This window comes from Paenibacillus segetis (assembly GCF_014639155.1).
Taxonomy (GTDB): domain Bacteria; phylum Bacillota; class Bacilli; order Paenibacillales; family Paenibacillaceae; genus Fontibacillus; species Fontibacillus segetis.
Genome location: NZ_BMFT01000001.1, coordinates 416,150 through 433,360, shown reverse-complemented (window position 1 = coordinate 433,360; position 17,211 = coordinate 416,150). Strand labels below are relative to the sequence as shown.

Here is a 17,211-nt window from a genome sequence, read left to right as displayed (position 1 = left end):
TTGCTTCATGAAGAAACCATTGAAAGAACAAAAAACAGTCTTACTCATTCTATTAAGTAATATATTCATTGTTTTTCTAGGTGTCGGACTTATCATCCCTGTTATGCCATCCTTTATGAATATGATGCATTTATCAGGTCAAGCTATGGGTTATCTGATGGCGGTCTTTGCTTTTGCACAATTACTGATGTCTCCCTTGGCAGGGCGATGGATTGATACCTATGGCAGAAAGAAAATGATCATCATCGGCTTATTCATCTTCAGTGTATCCGAGGTGATCTTTGGTCTAGGTACAAATGTACCCGTTCTTTATTTATCCAGAATATTAGGAGGCATTAGTGGTGCATTTATTATGCCAGCCGTAACTGCCTATGTTGCAGATATTACCTCAGTAGAAGAACGACCCAAAGCGATGGGCTATGTTTCTGCCGCCATTAGTATCGGTTTTATTATTGGCCCAGGGATCGGAGGTTTTATTGCCGAGCTAGGTATACGTGCCCCATTCTACTTTGCTGGTGGCTTTGCATTAATAACATGTATTTCGTCCCTATTTATTCTGAAAGAGCCACTCAACAAACAGCAGCTGTTGGAAATCGCACAACTAAAAAAAGATACCAACTTTATTAGTGATATCAAAAGATCATTACACCCATCCTATTTAATTGCCTTCATTATCGTGTTTGTACTGGCCTTTGGTTTATCAGAATATGAAACTGTATTTAGTCTGTATTCTGATCATAAATTCGGTTTCACTCCACAAGATATTGCTACCATTATTACCATAAGCGCAATCTTCGGGGTTGTTGTTCAGGTCTTTTTGTTTGGTAAAATGGTAAATAAACTCGGTGAGAAGAAACTCATCCAGATATGCTTAATTACCGGCGTAGTATTAGCAGTAGCATCCACCTTGATCTCAAGCTATCTAGCCATTTTGCTAGTAACTTGCTTTATCTTTCTCGCATTTGACTTGCTACGACCAGCATTAACGACTTATTTATCCAAAACGGCTGAACAAGAACAAGGATTTATCGCTGGAATGAACTCCACCTACACAAGCATAGGTAATATCGCCGGGCCCGCATTAGCCGGTATATTGTTTGATATCAACATCAACTATCCATATCTCTTTGCTGCTGTCATTATGTTTATCGGTCTTGTCATTACGATGATGTGGAAAGAAAAACAATCAGCTAATAGATTGGTAAAATAATATAAGGGACGAACAACTCAGGCTGTCGAGAAATTCTCGACAGTTTTCTTGTCCGTTCAACTTCAACTATTGTTATTGACTTTCACCTGAAAATAGAAGACGCTAATGGATATAAAGGAGGGAGATTTATGACGACGCTGTACCAGGAACGACTCGCCTTATTTGCCGATAACAGTCGGCAGACAAATAAAATATTTAAATGGCGAAGTGTGCAGGTGAATCGGCTTGCCGCTCTACTGTTTGCGCTAGAAGACAGAGCTATTGATGGAGATGAGCTGCATAACAGCTATGCCCTCATTAAGGACGCTACTGGGCCTTTCTCGATGTTCAGGGGTAATTCGGCAATCAGTATCTCAGCTTTACTCTCTTTAACCAAAGATCCGAAGACCATACTTAACCAGACCATGGAAGTCTATGACCTGATGAAGGCGAGTAAATTCAGAACCTCCGATTACCTTGTTGTCGCTGCCTATCAGATCGCTGCTCATACAGAGCCTGATCAATATAAATATACGGTAGAAAGAGCAAAAGCCTTCTATGACCGGATGAAACAAACGCGCCGCTTCCAAACCTCGCAGGACGACTATATCTTTGCCAGCATGCTTGCCCTCTCTGGGGCTGATGTAGAAAGCTGCGGCGCCCGGATGGATCGGCTCTATGATGCACTAAAACCCCAGCTTCCCTTTCGAACCGGGAACAGTGTACAGGCACTGACGCAGGTATTAGCCCTTGGGGAATCCGATGAGACATCCTCGATAGCCCGTGTGCTCGAACTGAGGGATATTTTCCGTGAACAAGGACTGCGTATGGATAAAGAGTATACATTACCATCGCTAGGCATATTATCCTTACTTCCATCTGAGATAGAGAGTATTACCACAGATATCGCAGATTCCTTTAACTATCTTCGTACAGAAAAAGGCTTTAGCAGCTGGTCCATTACCCAGCCCGAGCTTCTGCTACTCTGCGCTGCACTGGTGGCATCCAAACATTTGGAGAACGCACGCGGTGACACGCTCCTTACGACTACTGCAGCCACCAGCATAACAAACATAGTCATCGCCCAACAGACCGCCTTAGCCGTTGCTGCGGCAGTTGCCGCATCTTCAGCGGCTTCCTCGAGTTCCAATTGACCAAAAAAGATAATCCCCGTCAATGGCGGGGATTATCTTTTGGTTGATTGACTTTTAAAAGGGGCACCGTCCTCTTCTGCGGCTTCCGCTTCCAGCCATGCAATGACCTCTGAGCGGGCTTGATCCGTGAAGCTAAGCACCCCGTTGTCCTGAACGATTAACCCTTCCCGTATCCGCCCATCCAGCCAGTCGCTGATCCAACCGGGAGCATACCCGCCTTGACCGAACTCGCCGCCAAAAGCGATCATTTTCTCATATACATCCAGATATTGTTGACGGCTCGTATTCGGATAAGAGTTTGTGTACAGCCAGAACTGCACATCGTACATCAGAGTAGAAAGCTCATCCGCATGAAAGTGAAAGTGTCCCTTCACTTCAACTATTCGAGTACAGACTTTACGGATTTTCTGCTCAAGCTGGTCCACTTCAGTCACACTACTGGATAGCTCCGTCAGTAAAGGCGAGAATTTGCCTACGGCTACTTTGCGCAGATCCTCCTCTTTATCTTCTTGAGAGGTATCGTATTCATCCTCACTCACCAGGCCGCGTATAAACGTCTCGAAGTCTTGCGCCAGGAACGTTATCTCATAATCATTTTCCTGATCCACATGAATCACCTCGGGTTCGCCATCCCTCCCGCAGTTCCGGTAATCCAGCATCACGACATCATGGCCTGCCGAAGGGCAGTCACAGATCACCACGCCAATGTCAGGATAGCCCCACTCCTCAATCATGAATAGGCTGCCGAGATCGCCGCAGAGTGAATAGCTTTTCTCGCGCCCGATACCCATAATGCCCGTAATCGCAATATGATCCTCGGCCCATGAGGTCGGGTCCTCCGTCGGAAAACAAGTAGTATTAGGAACTCCCCCATTGTGCTGCTTCATCAGATGGATATAAGAGGCAGGAAGCTTGTAACCGAGTTCTTCTTCTACTGAAGCAATCAGTTCATCCGTAGGTGTGGCAGATACATACTCTCTTACCGCATAATCGCTATCGTCCCAGAAGCCTGTGAGATCCATCCCTTCAAAAGGAGTTGCAGCCGTCCCCGAATCATGATGCTGCTCTCTGACTGCCCGTCTGGCCGCGGCTTGTTGTTCTTTGTGCAGCTTGCGCTGGCTGGAGTTCAGTAACATGGCCGTATACTCGTCGTCAGGATCGAGGTCTTGGGCGATACTTAGCACGTTCACTGCTTCCTCATATCGATTCAGATAGTAATAGGAATATCCCATACGATAATGCCACAACGGGTCATTTTGCCCCTGTTCCGCAATCATTGCAAACTGCTCAAGCGCTTCTTCATAACGTTCCAGATTGTTATACGCTCTTGCCAGACTGCTGATCACCTCGTAATCTCTGTCCTCTGGAGGAATCTCCATCAGAGTATCCACAATCTTCTGGTGTTCATCATCTTCATGCCACTGCATCAGCTGTACGATTAGTTCTTTATCCACGGTCTACCTCCCAAACGTATAATCAAATTACTAGAATATAGAAAATATAGTTCTTCCTATTCTACCAGATGGGATGTAGGGATTGGAAATTGACTCCCTCAACTATTGTCTACACCATATTATATTCGCTGTCACTTATGATAAGGTTCACCGTAACGGCAAGTTTTGAAGCCATTTTGCGACGCTCAATTAAAATACTTTATAGTATTTTTCTTCACATGCACCAAGATTTTACAATGATAAGCTTAATTATGTATGCCTTATTACACTTTGGGAGGTAATAAAATGAGCAAATACGACGAAGCCATAAAGCTGCTGGAAGAACAAGTGGGTAACAAGGATGGCCTAATCACTCTGTCCACTATCGCGCTGGAACCGGGGGCCGATGGCAAAAGCCGTCCCGCCGCCCGCATTGTGGATGCCTATTATGAGGACAGCGCTTTCTACACCGTCACCTACGCGACCTCTGGCAAGATGCAGCAGATCGCCCAAAACCCCGAAGTCGCCGTTTGTATTATCGTCGAAAACTTTACAGCCGATGGAATCGGTGAAAACCTGGGCTGGGTGTGTGACGAGAAAAACACGGAGATGATGACAAAGCTGCGCACAATATTCGCCGAGTGGTATTACGAAGCCAATAACGACGAAGACCCTAACACATGCCTGCTGCGCATTCGCCTGACAAAGGGCCTGTGGAATGACGCCCACAAAGGGATCAGAAATGAGATTGATTTTGTCAATAAGACGGCAACTTAAGTGGTCTATGTGGATTCTATATTTTACATATTAGGTTGCTGCTGTTGAAGTATAAGCATACTATGTGGTTCGCCTTACTGGATTCATGTGAAGTAGTCATTTGGTAACAGACCATGTTAGCTCAAAGGGAGTGTCCGCACACTCCCTATTTTTCGCTGTTACTTATGATGAGGCTCTCCGCAACTATCTCAAACGGCAAGTTCTTACCCCGCATCGCACGACGAATGTGTATTGAAGTTCACCAACCAGCATGTGCCCACACTTGGTGCAAATGAAACGACCCGTAAGAGGGCGCTCGTTCTTCAGGCGCACTACTTGCGGGTCGTTCGCAGTTCCTATTCCTCATCCTCATGTTCGCAAACGACTTCAGTGAACTGATTTAACGGAAACAGAGTAGGAACCCTCCGGCCTGGCTTCTTGATAAACTCGACAAAATTTCTTCCAACACGGATTAGTCTCCCGTGAAGCTCACCGATGTCTTCTGCGGTGGCTGTCAAATCAAATGGCTTTGTCTTTTTAACAAGCGTGTTAAGGACAATAAAAAAGGAGGTTTGGGTATTCACTACCGTTGATCCCACTGTAAAAGAAGATGAGGTCACATTGGAGAGCTTTCCTGTTGTTCTTGTCAGCTGCGGAAAGCCAGGTTGGAACACCGTTACCGTCCGACCTACAATTGGTTGTAAGCGCTGAGCCAACGTGATGTTCTGAGGGGCAGGACAGCCATGAATGTTTTTATTGCTCATAGAAACACCCCCTGTAAAGTATTGTTGACTCTATATTATTCCGTTCCCGTCGCGAAGTTTGGGCACACTGTGAAAATTGGCGAACAGTCAGTTGTACACTGACTAAGCGGGTAGCAACTGCGATATTCCGATGGACGATTTGAGGGCGGTAACAATGGCCCATCGCTATTCATATGGGAGGGTCATTGTAGCTCATAATAATCCATCGTCGAGGTCTCCACGAAACCGCAAGATTGATAGAGCCGGAGTGCATTGGCGTTCTCCACGGCCACTTGCAGCATAATGTCCCCTGCGTTTGCTTCCTTCAGCTTATCAATCGCCTTCAAGAGAGTCGCTCTTCCGTATCCCTTGCCGCGATGCTCGGGCAGAACGCCCAGACCATAGATGCCTCCGATGCCTGGAGACAGCTGGATATGGACTTTACCGATGACCTGTTGGTCAGCTTCTGCAAGATAGATGGTCATACCCCTCTTTTCTTCCTCCTCAGGCAGGATCATCCCTTCGCTTGGATCGTTTGCCTCCTCTTCCTCCACCTTGTCGCCGAAGTATATCGTATTCTGCCGGTGAATCTCCCACGCATCGGCATTCGTCGCCTTACGAAATGTGATCCCCTTTAAGTCATTGTATGTCTCCGGTCCATCCACCCGAAGATACATCTCATGCTCCGAATGATGGTACCTTGCTCTGGTTCCTTGAATGAACGCTTGCCCAGCTTCTGACTTCCGATCGCTTAGGAGAAGCATACTTTTGGGAGATCTATGCCTCCACTCTGCCATGGCCAGCCTGTTTAATGTCCCAAAAACGCCTTGGCGCCTGTAATCTGGATGCACCATGCCATTCACTTCGAGCGGTGTATCTGGGCCGCCGAATTCGCAAATACCCATATAGCCGATCAACTCATGTCCATTGAAGTACATGAATTCATTGATCTGTCGGATCCCGGCGCAGTCTGTCCTTGAATATACGCCAAGCTTGTAGTCCAACTCGAGCTTCAGCGTCGTCTGATCTTCGCAAATGCACCTTTCTTGGAGTCTGTTAATCAAGTCATAGTCCTCTTGGCAGATTCCCTCTCTGAGCTTCAACCACGGGTTATGGATAGTCTTCATGTAACACCTCTATTGGTTCGATTGTCGTATTCCTTTGCTGTAAGCCTATCCTAACATAACATGATCCCCGTGCCGGTGAAACGTGAATTCACATTCTTGCTGTGGAATTCTTCGAAAAAACTTGCCCTTATTTATGATACGGTTCACCGTATCATAAGTAGCCGCGAAAACGAATGGCACCCAACATGGGTGCCATTCACTACTTTAGGGATTATGTTACTCCACCGTTTCAACTATAAGCCCAGCAGTGGATTTCTTGGTTCTTCTAGATTACCGTTTCTTCGCGTGAAACTGTCGATGGAGCTCCCGAACCTGCTCGGCCAGTTCAGGAACAGGACCATCTATGTCCGTATCGCGAATGACTTCCTGAATCGGAAGGTTGCGCACCCGCGATGCGGCGACCCCCATCTCACTTAACCATTGAACCAGTTGTGCAGAGGAACTCGCATACACAATCCGGCCCAATCCAACCCAACCGTGAGCCGCGGCACACATCGGGCAATGTTCCCCCGAAGTATAAACCGTTGCTTTGCGCCTTTCTTCTATCGTCATGTTCTCGGCCGCCCAACGCGCTAATGCGAATTCTGGATGCTGGGTATGATCTCCGCCGGATACATGGTTGTGATCTTCTGCAAGCACAACATCATCGGCTGAGACTAGAACCGAACCGAACGGTTCATCGTCGACCTGTAGTGCAGCCTTTGCAAGCTCAACACAGCGACGTAGATGCTTTAGATCGGTATTATTAATCATAAGAGACCTCCTCTTTTTGATATCATGTAGACTATCTTCACCGCTTTATACTAACATTAAGGAAATTATATGGAAAATATATAAAAACTTAGTTTTGAGAAGTTTTTTCATATAGGTGAAGGAGGAAGCGGGACGATGCTAAGTCAGAGACCGCTAACTGTAACCTTCTTATTATAAATTCTAAGATTCCTTCTATGTGTTGTGTATAATACGAAGTATCCTAGCGCTACAAGGATACAAATAATGATGTCAACAACGATCAAGTTCTGATAATTTCGGAAATAATCGAAGGATAAGCCCCCGATTAATGCTCCCACAATACCGCCTCCCTGATGGAAGAAAAGTAACACTCCGGTATGTTGTCCTTTCCCGTTTGCAAATTCATTGATGACAAGGATCCCTCCCGGAACTGCGCTTAAGTAGGTAATTCCAAACGCTATTGCAAAAACAATAGGTGAACTTCCCAAGTGCATAAAGAGGAAAACAAAGCCTATAATACGTATACCATACAGAATAGACATCATTATCAATTTATTGTATCGGTCCAGAAAATAACCGCAAATCATTGCTCCCGTGATTTCCATAATGCCAAGTATGCTCATAGATAGAGCAATCATGCTTGGTGTCACATTTGCCAACTGATGTATGGCTACCAAATTCATTTCAACGGATCCCATATTGATACCACAGGTGAACAACGCCATCGCGACCACGACAAAGAGAGGAAGATGGAGGAATTTCTTAGGTGATGATTTTACTGTTAGAGGCTTATCATGCTCTTCAGTTTCTAGAGAAAGATCCGAATGAGGTTTCTCCATATCTTTCTGTTGCAGGCTCTTAACTCCCAGCCAAATTACAGGTAATGTCACAAGAATGCCTAGGGCAAAAGAAGCCAAGAAGGCATTCCTCCAAGTCAGCCAGCCGACGGATACGAAGATCGGCGTAATAATTGCTAATCCTACTGAGGACGCACTCCCCAGCAGCGCCATTGCTTTTGCTCGATGATGCCTAAACCATTCAAACATCAATATATAACTCGTCGTCGCCCCAATACCAGCTAACCCAGAAATAACACCATATCCAATGAAAAAGACGCTAGAATGGTTTCCTAACGTGACAACGCCGGTACCTAAAGTACTCATGGCTGCACTTATGAACAGTACCTTCTTTGTGCCGTAACGTTCGGCAAGCCAGCCTCCAACAGGCGCGCATATAGCTGTAATTAATAAATTGGTAGACCATGCCATCGAAATGAATCCCCTGCTAATCTGTAAATCCTCCGAAATTTGCACCTGAAAAAAAGCCATGCTGAATCGGGTCAAGGCGCCAATAAACCCAATTATCCAGAGAGATCCCAATCCAATCCAAGCATACTTGGATTCCTTAAACCATGTCGTGCCCACTCTTGTTCCCCCCTATCACAAAAAAAAGATACCGATCGGTATCTTCAATACTAACATAGATGCACTGTTTTGCAAGAGTGGAAATTCATTTGATATACTACGTGTATAAATATAGTTAAATACGGGGGATAACGATGGAGAAAGGTGAAAAAACTCGCGAATTCATCATAACTAAGGCCGCTGAACTTTTTAACCAGAAGGGATATTCGGGTTCATCCTTATCAGATATAACAGAGTTGACAGGCATCAAAAAAGGCGGCATCTACCGCCATTTTTCTAGTAAAGACGAAATTGCATTTGAAGCTTTTAGCTATGCTGGCAGTATTGTAGGGGCCCGGCTTGCTCATGCTGTCAATCAACAAGAAACGGCCTCTGGCAAGCTGCTAGCTTATTTGCGCGTATACGAGAACGTAGTGGAAGATCCGCCCTTCATCGGGGGTTGCCCGCTCCTCAACACAGCTATTGATTGTGACGACAGTCATCCAGGCTTACGTGAAAGAGCCAAGCAAGCGCTAATAGAAACACTGGAATCCAAAAAGAAAATCATATCCGAAGGCGTACAAAGCGGAGAATTCAAAGCTGACCTCGATATAGAGGCGCTGGCCACCTTCTCCCTGTCCATCATGGAGGGCGGTATCATGATGAGTAAGCTCGAAGGTAATAATCGGCATATACAGATGAATATCAAGAGCTTTGCTAATTATTTAGAAAAGGAATGCCTGCGCGAACCCCGTTAAATTCTTTTCATTCCAATTGAACACCGACGGCCTATACTCCGCTGGCGGACAGAATGTCTGGGTCATGGCAGCTATGGTTTCCGACCTCAGGAATACCATAGCTCATGCAACCGTGCGCGATAGGAATACAAACAGTGTTGCTTGTTGTCTCATCTGTTGTTTTGAACAAGCATACCGTTAAAGAGCCAGCGAAAGTTCCATCTGAAATACTGGGGCAGATGCCAATCCTCATAACCTTGTAATACTCCTTGTTCCAACCAATAAGACTCTGATTCCCCGCTTGCTACAGCTCCAGAAACATAAGCGATCGTGTTCTCCAAAAAGTGTATGACATCCATGATTCGATCTGAATTAGACACATCTCCGTGTCCCGGAACGACAGTATCGACCTTGAGGTCTTTTTGAATGCGTTTAAGGATGCGTATCCAAGCGTATGGATTACCGTGTGGCATGACTGGAATCGTCTTCGTCGATATTAAATCACCAGCGATCAAAGTTTGCTCTTCTGGAACGTACACAATAGCATCACTTAAAGAATGACCACCTCCGTAAGATAAAACTTCGATACTTCGCTTTGTTCCTTGAATAACGAGTTTATCGTCAAAGGTTATCGTGGGTACCACCCTGGAAAGGGAAGGGATGGCATCATACAGGGCTCGCTGTACAGAAAGATCATAGTCAATTTCGGTTAACATGTGGGAATCACTTTGCTGTGAACGTACATGATTTAGGCTAGTTATTAACTTTTGAATGTTTTGTTGCATAAGATCAATATTCACTTCGCCCATATCAGATAGCAAATCTCTTGTCCAAACAGTAGATATAAATTCGCTTTTCATAAATTCCTGATTGCCGTTAACATGATCTCCACGAAAATGTGTATTCACTACATATTTAACCGGTTTATTTGTTAATTGTTCAGCAGTATGACGTAACAAAGCACCAGAATGCGGCAGGTTAGTTGTATCTACTACTACGGTTAAATCCCCAAGATCAATAATTGTTGCATTCCCCAGAGAACCGCTGCCTGGAACCGAAATAGCACCCCAAATACCTTCCGATGCTTGTTGAATCGTGAAATATTCGTTGTTCATTGTTATACCCCTTTTGTGTTTGTAGTTGCCTGCATTTCCATTAGTAACTTTAACTTACAAGTTAGAGTCAACTAGAAGTCAAGAGCTTTTTCAGGGCGAAGTTAGGGGCGATTGTAAATATTTACTTATGACTTTGAGTCAACTGCAAGCTGTATAATAGTTTCCAATATCAACATAAAAAGGAGGGGCAAAAATCGAATGCTTACAATAAGCCAAGTGTCAGAAAAAACGGGATTAACTCCCTATACGATTCGCTATTATGAAAAAATTGGGGTGCTACATGAACCCCAGCGTAAAAATGGAGGGGCACGTGTCTACCAAGAAAGCGAGGTTTCCTACATTCAATGTCTAAATAACCTAAAAAAATTGGGATTATCGCTTGAGGAGATTACGGAATTTACTCGTGAGGGCTGTGTGATGGATAAAATTCAACAAGGGGAGAATCTTTCTAAGTATACTCCTACCTTAAAAAATCGAATTGAAATCCTTGAGAAGCATCTGATGGAACTGGAAGCCAAGCGGCAAGAAATTGATTACAATATTTCTCTAGCGGAAGAGAAACTTGCCCTATACCAAGAACTTACGAAAGAAGACAAAGTAAATACTAGATAACCTTGGCGGGATTTTCCAGAATACTGTGGTTCCTGGAGCAGCTATCACCAATCCACTGTACGCCTTCATAACAGTGTATACTCTATCAATTGTTTGTAGTCATTTTTAAAATGTGCGAATGACCACTTCGTTTTGCCTAAACATTCAATTATCTCTCGTTGACATACGTAAAACATATCGTATTTTATACGATGTAAATGCTCTGCATCGAAGAAAAACCATCAAAAAATATAGCCCAAAAATCCTCTACCACCCGATTGGCCCCAGTACGGATCGCTTGATTGGAGAACACCATATAATTGAACGACAAGCGTAAAATAAACGGGATCAATATGATATCCGACGAAAAATGCAAAAGGAGCTTGTCGCGGCGCGACAAGCTCCTAGAATCCAATTGACTATATTCTATGCAGCAGGTTCAAACTGGCTGTTGTAAAGTTCAGCGTAGAAGCCGCCCTCTTCCATTAGTTCTTTGTGATTACCACTTTCGATAACGTCCCCATCCTTCATCACCAGGATTAGGTCGGCATTTTTTATGGTGGACAGACGGTGGGCAATGACAAAGGATGAACGTCCTACCATTAGCTTATCCATAGCCTCCTGAATCAAAAGTTCGGTGCGGGTGTCTACCGAGCTTGTCGCCTCATCAAGAATCAGCATTGGGGCGTTTTGAATCATTGCTCTAGCAATAGTGACAAGCTGTTTTTGCCCCTGTGAAAGACTAGCCTTGTCATTTAACAATGTATCATACCCTTGTGGTAGGGTTCTGATAAAATGATGAAGTCCCACTGCTTTGCAGGCAGCAACCACTTGTTCTTCTGTAACGCCCTCCTTGCAATAGACGATGTTTTCCTTAATCGTGCCATCGAAAAGCCATGTGTCCTGCAATACCATACAAAACTGCTCATGCACATTCTCACGCGGCACTTGGCTGATTGGAACACCGTCCAGCAGAATTTCTCCACTGTCCAGTTCATAAAAGCGCATCAGCAGATTAACAATGGTGGTTTTACCTGCGCCAGTTGGTCCGACAATGGCAACTTTCTGTCCAGCTTTAATTTTGATCGAAAAATCATTGATAACCGTTTTTTCGGGTGTATATCCGAATTTTACATGACGGAATTCCACATCACCCTTAACATTGCCAAGCTGTTTTGCTTTTTGGCTTTCATCGGATAGTTCTTCCTCGTCAAAGAACTCAAATACACGCTCGCTGGCAGCAGCGGTTCTTTGCAGATTCTGAAAGGCTTGCGCAATTTGAGAAAGAGGCTGGGTAAACAGTCGGATGTATAACATGAAGGCGACAATCACACCGAAGCTGATGGTTCCATTCATAGCCAGCGCTGCACCCACCACGCAGACGGACACATAACCCAAGTTGCCGATAAACATCATGAGCGGCATCATCAGACCAGACATAAACTGACTCTTCCAACCACTTTCATACAGGCTCTCGTTCACATTCTCAAAATAGCGTTTGGCTTCCTTGCCACCATTATAAACCTTCACTACATTATGACCGGAATAAACTTCTTCAATATGTCCATTAGCGACACCTAAACCTTCTTGCTGCTGAACGAAGTATTTCTGTGACTTTGCCATGATAATACCCATAATGAGAAAACCAAGAACACTTGAGCCAATAGCAGTTAATGCCATAATCCAATTGTTGTAAAACATCATGAAAGCCGATCCCACAAACATGGTGATAGATGTAACCAGACTCCCAATACTTTGGTTCATCGTTTGCCCGATTGTGTCCACATCGTTAGTTACCCGGCTGAGTATATCACCGTAACTTACTCTATCGAAATATTTCAATGGCAGTTTGTTGATTTTTTTTGATATGCCAGTACGCATATTTTTACTTATTTTTTGCGTTACCGTTGCCATTATATAGCTTTGCATAAAGCTGAGGATCGCTGATCCTGCATAAAATGCTACCAGCAGGAATGCAATATTCCTCACCGCGGTAAGATCAATTGCACCGGCAATCGAAACGCCGTCTACTAACTGAGGTAGCCCCTTCATAATCTCATTGGTCATTTCCTTCAGCTTATCCGGGCCAATAATCTGCAGCACTGTCCCGATTGCCGCTAGAACAAGCGCGACAACTATTACAGGCATATAATTTTTACAATAGGCAATCAGTTTGCCCCAGGTTCTCTTAAAATCCTTCGCCTTTTCCGCACCTCCTCGTCCCATCCTGCCTCCAGCCGCCGGTCTTCTGTTCGTCTTTTGTTCACTCATGAACTAAGTTCCTCCTCGCTTAATTGGCTCATGGCAATTTGTCTATATACTTCGCAGGTTTGCAGCAAATCCTTGTGGCTACCTTGTCCCACAACCCTGCCTTCATCCAACACGATAATCTGGTCAGCATCCATAATCGTACCGATACGTTGCGCTACAATCATACTTGTCACACCAGCAGTTTCTCTCTTTAGTACACCGCGCACAACCCGGTCAGTCTTGTAATCCAGTGCCGAAAAGGAATCGTCAAAGATGTAGAGCTCCGGCTTCCTGCAGACCGCACGGGCAATAGCAAGTCGCTGTTTCTGCCCGCCTGATATATTTGCGCCACCTTGGGCAATGTCTGCTTCATAGCCGCCATCCATCCGCTCCACAAAATCTGTGCCTTGTGCGATGGCAACTGCTTTCTTGATTTCGTCCGTCGAAAATCCTTCTCTGCCGTTTTCTCCATATGCTACGTTAGAGGAAACAGACCCCTTAAACAGCACCGCCTTTTGCGGTACATAGCCAATTTTGTTGTGCAAAGCTTCCTGTGCGTACTCTCGGATGTTCACACCGTCAAACAAGATTTCTCCCTCGGTTGCGTCAAAGAAGCGCGGCACAAGGTTGATCAGAGTTGACTTACCGCTACCTGTGGATCCGATAAATGCGATCGTTTCACCCTGCTTTACCGTAAAATTCACGTCCTTCAACACATAATCTGCTGCGTCTGGGTATTTGAAGCCCACATTTCTGAACGTCACTTCACCCTTCAAACCAGGGACGCCTTCCATTCGGCTTCCATCGAGTATTGTAGGTTCGGTATCCAGTACCTCGTTGATCCGTTTGGCAGAAACACTGGCACGGGGGAGCATGATGAAGATCATAACCAACATCAAAAATGACATAACAACTTGCATCGCATAACTAGAAAATACAACCATATTTGAGAAGAGCGGCAGTTTATCTGTCATTCCCGCTGCGTCAATAAGGTATGCACCAATCCAGTATATGGCAAGGGAGAGTCCACTCATAATCATCATCATGACGGGCATCATAATTGCCATAGCGCGGCTAGTGTATAACTGGGTGCTAGTTAATTCCTCGTTGGCTTCTTCAAATTTTTTCTCTTGGTAATCTTCGGCGTTGTATGCCCTAACTACGCGAAGACCAGTCAGGTTTTCACGAGTAACCCGGTTCATATTATCCGTCAGTGCCTGCATCTTTTTGAATTTTGGTAAGACAAAAATCATGATAAGGCTAACCATTACAATTAGAAACACAACCGCCCCGACTGTGGTGAGTGTCCACTCAAAGCCCTTTCCGGAGATTTTTGTGATTGCCCACACTGCCATAATCGGCGCTTTGACAACCAACATAAGTCCCATCGTAACCAGTATTTGAATCTGCGTAATATCGTTAGTAGAACGGGTAATTAGGCTATCGGTAGAAAAGCGATTAATTTCCTCCATTGAAAAGGAGTCCACCTTATTAAAGAGCAAACTGCGCAGACGTTTGGAGAACGCTGCGGCAATTCGGGCGGCAAAAAAACCAACAATGACAGCGGCTAATAAACTACCGAATGTGCAAAGAAGCATTTTACCCCCAGCTAGCCAAATATCACTTTTCGCGCTTCCGGGTGTTTGCACTAATGTGGTGATTTCCGCCATATAGTCTGGCGATTTCAAATCCAGCCAAACCTGCACTACCACAAAAATCAAGCTAAATAATGCCATCAACCATTCTTGGGGTTTGAGATATTTGAAAATCTTTAGCATAGATTATGATTCCTCCCATTTTTCTATATACAGTATTCGGTGTAACTCTATTTATAATAAACCCTGTTAGTAATGGAGTAGCATTTTTATACAGGCCACAAAGCCCGCATATTAACAAAATTGTCGGTTTTCCGGAAGGTAACTTATCCCCTTTGACAACCATCTTCATCTTTCGAAAGATCTGAAAACAGCTTTATCAACCGGATGAACTCTGCCGTATCCGCTTCACCCATTTCGGTAAATACCTTAGCCATGCGTCCTTCGATTTCATTCATTTCAGCTTCAGCTCGCTCACGCCCAGCTTCGGTGATGGTCACAAGGATATTGCGGCGATTGCTTTTGTCGATCTCGCGCCTAATCTGCCCCTTTTTTTCCAGTGCTCCGAGCAATGCGGATATTCGTGCCGTGCTGCTGTTCAATGCTTCACTCAGTTCAGAAGGGAGCACCTCCGCATTACGCAATGTCAAAATACGCAAAACAAAAAGTTCTCCCTTATTTGCTCGATTTAAGTTATCCATCATACTCTTCTGGTTATCTGACATGATTTTACTAAAGGAGATAATCGCCTTTTCAACATAGTTTGACCTGTTATCTTCATTTTTTGATACCACACCATGTACCTCCTATCTTTAAAAAGTAAACAGACAAAATAGTTAACAGTGTTCATTGTACACGATGTTCGCTTTATTGGTCAATAACTTTTGAAAAAGATTTCCGGATACATAAATGCTTTGTCCCGGTAATGGCAAGTTTAAGGGCCACCCATAATGGGTGGCCCTCTTTTATCGCAATCCGTCATTTAAAATAGTTTCGACTATCCGTTCGTACTTTCTCAGGTAAAACTTGATCCAGCTCTCTATTTAACCAAGCAAGGTTTTTTTTACGCAAATCCTCACGCATATGCTCTTCTGCTTCCTGCATTGCCAGATTGACTATACATGTTGGATTGTTTTGAGTACATGATGTACAGTCCTCATTATCCCTATACATTAAATTAGTTTTTAATATATTTTTACATTGAAATATAGGTTTCTTTCCCTCAACTGCTTCAATTACATCCCAAAACGTAATCTCTTCGGGAGGTTTAGCTAATTTATAACCACCTTTTACACCAGGTGTAGAACTTACGATACCGGATTTAGACAATTTACCGAAAACTTTCGAGAGATACGTTTCCGAAAGTCCTTGAAATTCTGATAGATCTTTAATTCCTATAGTTGACTCCTCTGGTATATCTATCAAATAAACAAGGCTGTGCAAAGCATATTCAACCATTACACTGTACTGCATATAACTCACCTACTTTCATGAGAAGGATAACGTAAATAAAATAGTATAGCATCTATTTCGTTTTGTAAATTTACACAAATTGCATGGGAGTACAAATTGACTCACCTATTGGGATGATATATTATGGATTAAATAAATCGTCGATTAGTTTTGTCGATAATAACTTTTAACTTCAGGAGGAAATATACATGAGAAAATTACTGATCATCAATGCACACCCAGATTTTGATTCTATAACTTCTGCAAGTCTAGATATGCTCAATTACTTTAAAAAAGTATACAAAGAGAAGCATCCGAATGACGAGGTTATAGAACAAATTGATCTATACGACGTTGAAGTCCCCGTAATAGATAAAATTGTTTTGAGTGCATGGGCTAAACAAGCAGAAGGAAAAGAATTAACAATTCAAGAGAAAAATGTAACAGACCGCATGAACGAGATACTAAAACAATTCAAAAGTGCTAATAAGTACGTCGTTGTATTACCATTGCATAACTTTAATATCCCCTCAAAACTAAAAGATTATATAGATAATGTTATGATTGCACGGGAAACGTTTAGATATATTGAAACCCCAATGAGTAATGGTAGAGTATCCGTTGGACTTCTCGACGATGGAAGAAGCGTAGTTACAATTCAAGCTAGTGGATCAATTTACACCAATAAAGATTTTTATACCGAACTTGACTACTCAAATAAATTTTTGAAGTCCATATTTGATATAATGGGAATCGAGGATTTTGAAACAGTTCGAATTCAAGGAACAGCATTTCTGGACAGAAATGAAGTATTACAAAAAGCATATAAAGAAGCTAAAGAGCAGGCTTCAAAGTTAGCAGCTAAATAAGAAATTATTTTATCAGCCGATCATTTTGGTATGACACTAAGTTTTCCGAAAAAACTTGCCGTTAC

At 43.7% G+C, this 17,211-nt stretch carries 16 protein-coding genes; 6 read left to right on the top strand and 10 right to left on the bottom strand.

The features are described from left to right. Positions 1–7 precede the first annotated feature (7 nt). Complete coding sequence (locus IEW05_RS01815; RefSeq protein WP_188535240.1) at positions 8–1,210, top strand: MFS transporter; 1,203 nt, start codon at positions 8–10, stop codon at positions 1,208–1,210. A 128-nt stretch (positions 1,211–1,338) separates the two neighbouring features. Continuing rightward, a complete protein-coding gene (locus tag IEW05_RS01810) occupies positions 1,339–2,343 on the top strand; it encodes a DUF4003 family protein (protein WP_188535238.1) in 1,005 nt (334 codons plus the stop codon). Between the two features lie 32 nt (positions 2,344–2,375). On the opposite strand, the gene IEW05_RS01805 is transcribed toward IEW05_RS01810, so the two are convergent. Continuing rightward, positions 2,376–3,797, bottom strand: coding sequence for an SMI1/KNR4 family protein (locus IEW05_RS01805; RefSeq protein WP_188535236.1), 1,422 nt, complete (start codon positions 3,795–3,797; stop codon positions 2,376–2,378). A 285-nt stretch (positions 3,798–4,082) separates the two neighbouring features. Here IEW05_RS01805 and IEW05_RS01800 point away from each other — a divergent pair, with 285 nt between their 5' ends. Next, complete coding sequence (locus IEW05_RS01800) at positions 4,083–4,553, top strand: pyridoxamine 5'-phosphate oxidase family protein (RefSeq protein ID WP_188535234.1); 471 nt, start codon at positions 4,083–4,085, stop codon at positions 4,551–4,553. A 335-nt stretch (positions 4,554–4,888) separates the two neighbouring features. Here the strand turns inward: IEW05_RS01800 and IEW05_RS01795 are convergent, their stop codons facing one another. The 4 genes from IEW05_RS01795 to IEW05_RS01780 all read right to left on the bottom strand — a co-directional run bounded on the left by IEW05_RS01795 (position 4,889) and on the right by IEW05_RS01780 (position 8,558). Beyond that, positions 4,889–5,296, bottom strand: coding sequence for a hypothetical protein (locus IEW05_RS01795; protein WP_188535232.1), 408 nt, complete (start codon positions 5,294–5,296; stop codon positions 4,889–4,891). Between the two features lie 182 nt (positions 5,297–5,478). Further along, positions 5,479–6,402, bottom strand: a complete 924-nt coding sequence (locus tag IEW05_RS01790; RefSeq protein ID WP_188535230.1) for a GNAT family N-acetyltransferase — start codon at positions 6,400–6,402, stop codon at positions 5,479–5,481. Positions 6,403–6,672: 270 nt separating this feature from the next. Further along, positions 6,673–7,155, bottom strand: coding sequence for a nucleoside deaminase (locus IEW05_RS01785; protein ID WP_188535228.1), 483 nt, complete (start codon positions 7,153–7,155; stop codon positions 6,673–6,675). Between the two features lie 143 nt (positions 7,156–7,298). Further along, positions 7,299–8,558 carry an MFS transporter gene (locus IEW05_RS01780; protein ID WP_188535226.1) on the bottom strand — a complete coding sequence of 420 codons (1,260 nt, stop codon included), beginning with the start codon at positions 8,556–8,558 and terminating at the stop codon, positions 7,299–7,301. Positions 8,559–8,692: 134 nt separating this feature from the next. Here IEW05_RS01780 and IEW05_RS01775 point away from each other — a divergent pair, with 134 nt between their 5' ends. Then, on the top strand, positions 8,693–9,295 hold the full coding sequence (locus IEW05_RS01775; RefSeq protein ID WP_188535224.1) for a TetR/AcrR family transcriptional regulator: 603 nt from the start codon (positions 8,693–8,695) through the stop codon (positions 9,293–9,295). A 149-nt stretch (positions 9,296–9,444) separates the two neighbouring features. On the opposite strand, the gene IEW05_RS01770 is transcribed toward IEW05_RS01775, so the two are convergent. Continuing rightward, a complete protein-coding gene (locus tag IEW05_RS01770) occupies positions 9,445–10,389 on the bottom strand; it encodes an MBL fold metallo-hydrolase (RefSeq protein WP_188535222.1) in 945 nt (314 codons plus the stop codon). Between the two features lie 198 nt (positions 10,390–10,587). Here IEW05_RS01770 and IEW05_RS01765 point away from each other — a divergent pair, with 198 nt between their 5' ends. Further along, positions 10,588–11,001 (top strand): MerR family transcriptional regulator, encoded by a 414-nt coding sequence (locus tag IEW05_RS01765; RefSeq protein WP_188535220.1) that lies wholly within the window; start codon positions 10,588–10,590, stop codon positions 10,999–11,001. A gap of 405 nt (positions 11,002–11,406) precedes the next feature. On the opposite strand, the gene IEW05_RS01760 is transcribed toward IEW05_RS01765, so the two are convergent. From IEW05_RS01760 to IEW05_RS01745, 4 genes are all read right to left on the bottom strand, one after another. Beyond that, positions 11,407–13,251 (bottom strand): ABC transporter ATP-binding protein, encoded by a 1,845-nt coding sequence (locus IEW05_RS01760; RefSeq protein ID WP_188535218.1) that lies wholly within the window; start codon positions 13,249–13,251, stop codon positions 11,407–11,409. Then, entirely contained in the window at positions 13,248–15,008 is a 1,761-nt protein-coding gene (locus IEW05_RS01755; protein ID WP_188535216.1) for an ABC transporter ATP-binding protein, read from the bottom strand. Before IEW05_RS01755 ends, IEW05_RS01760 begins: the two co-directional genes overlap by 4 nt. Before the next feature lie 143 nt (positions 15,009–15,151). Next, complete coding sequence (locus IEW05_RS01750; protein ID WP_229753222.1) at positions 15,152–15,619, bottom strand: MarR family winged helix-turn-helix transcriptional regulator; 468 nt, start codon at positions 15,617–15,619, stop codon at positions 15,152–15,154. Between the two features lie 184 nt (positions 15,620–15,803). Continuing rightward, on the bottom strand, positions 15,804–16,298 hold the full coding sequence (locus IEW05_RS01745; RefSeq protein WP_188535214.1) for an RrF2 family transcriptional regulator: 495 nt from the start codon (positions 16,296–16,298) through the stop codon (positions 15,804–15,806). A 188-nt stretch (positions 16,299–16,486) separates the two neighbouring features. Here IEW05_RS01745 and IEW05_RS01740 point away from each other — a divergent pair, with 188 nt between their 5' ends. Further along, positions 16,487–17,146 (top strand): FMN-dependent NADH-azoreductase, encoded by a 660-nt coding sequence (locus tag IEW05_RS01740; RefSeq protein ID WP_188535211.1) that lies wholly within the window; start codon positions 16,487–16,489, stop codon positions 17,144–17,146. Positions 17,147–17,211 lie beyond the last annotated feature (65 nt).

What these genes read in the sequence shown, in the direction of transcription:
- IEW05_RS01810 (WP_188535238.1), top strand. Translation starts at nt 1,339, where the DNA reads ATGACGACGCTGTACCAGGAACGACTCGCCTTATTTGCCGATAACAGT.
- IEW05_RS01785 (WP_188535228.1), bottom strand. Translation starts at nt 7,155, where the DNA reads ATGATTAATAATACCGATCTAAAGCATCTACGTCGCTGTGTTGAGCTT.
- IEW05_RS01815 (WP_188535240.1), top strand. Translation starts at nt 8, where the DNA reads ATGAAGAAACCATTGAAAGAACAAAAAACAGTCTTACTCATTCTATTA.
- IEW05_RS01765 (WP_188535220.1), top strand. Translation starts at nt 10,588, where the DNA reads ATGCTTACAATAAGCCAAGTGTCAGAAAAAACGGGATTAACTCCCTAT.
- IEW05_RS01755 (WP_188535216.1), bottom strand. Translation starts at nt 15,008, where the DNA reads ATGCTAAAGATTTTCAAATATCTCAAACCCCAAGAATGGTTGATGGCA.
- IEW05_RS01740 (WP_188535211.1), top strand. Translation starts at nt 16,487, where the DNA reads ATGAGAAAATTACTGATCATCAATGCACACCCAGATTTTGATTCTATA.
- IEW05_RS01760 (WP_188535218.1), bottom strand. Translation starts at nt 13,251, where the DNA reads ATGAGTGAACAAAAGACGAACAGAAGACCGGCGGCTGGAGGCAGGATG.
- IEW05_RS01795 (WP_188535232.1), bottom strand. Translation starts at nt 5,296, where the DNA reads ATGAGCAATAAAAACATTCATGGCTGTCCTGCCCCTCAGAACATCACG.
- IEW05_RS01800 (WP_188535234.1), top strand. Translation starts at nt 4,083, where the DNA reads ATGAGCAAATACGACGAAGCCATAAAGCTGCTGGAAGAACAAGTGGGT.
- IEW05_RS01770 (WP_188535222.1), bottom strand. Translation starts at nt 10,389, where the DNA reads ATGAACAACGAATATTTCACGATTCAACAAGCATCGGAAGGTATTTGG.
- IEW05_RS01790 (WP_188535230.1), bottom strand. Translation starts at nt 6,402, where the DNA reads ATGAAGACTATCCATAACCCGTGGTTGAAGCTCAGAGAGGGAATCTGC.
- IEW05_RS01775 (WP_188535224.1), top strand. Translation starts at nt 8,693, where the DNA reads ATGGAGAAAGGTGAAAAAACTCGCGAATTCATCATAACTAAGGCCGCT.
- IEW05_RS01745 (WP_188535214.1), bottom strand. Translation starts at nt 16,298, where the DNA reads ATGCAGTACAGTGTAATGGTTGAATATGCTTTGCACAGCCTTGTTTAT.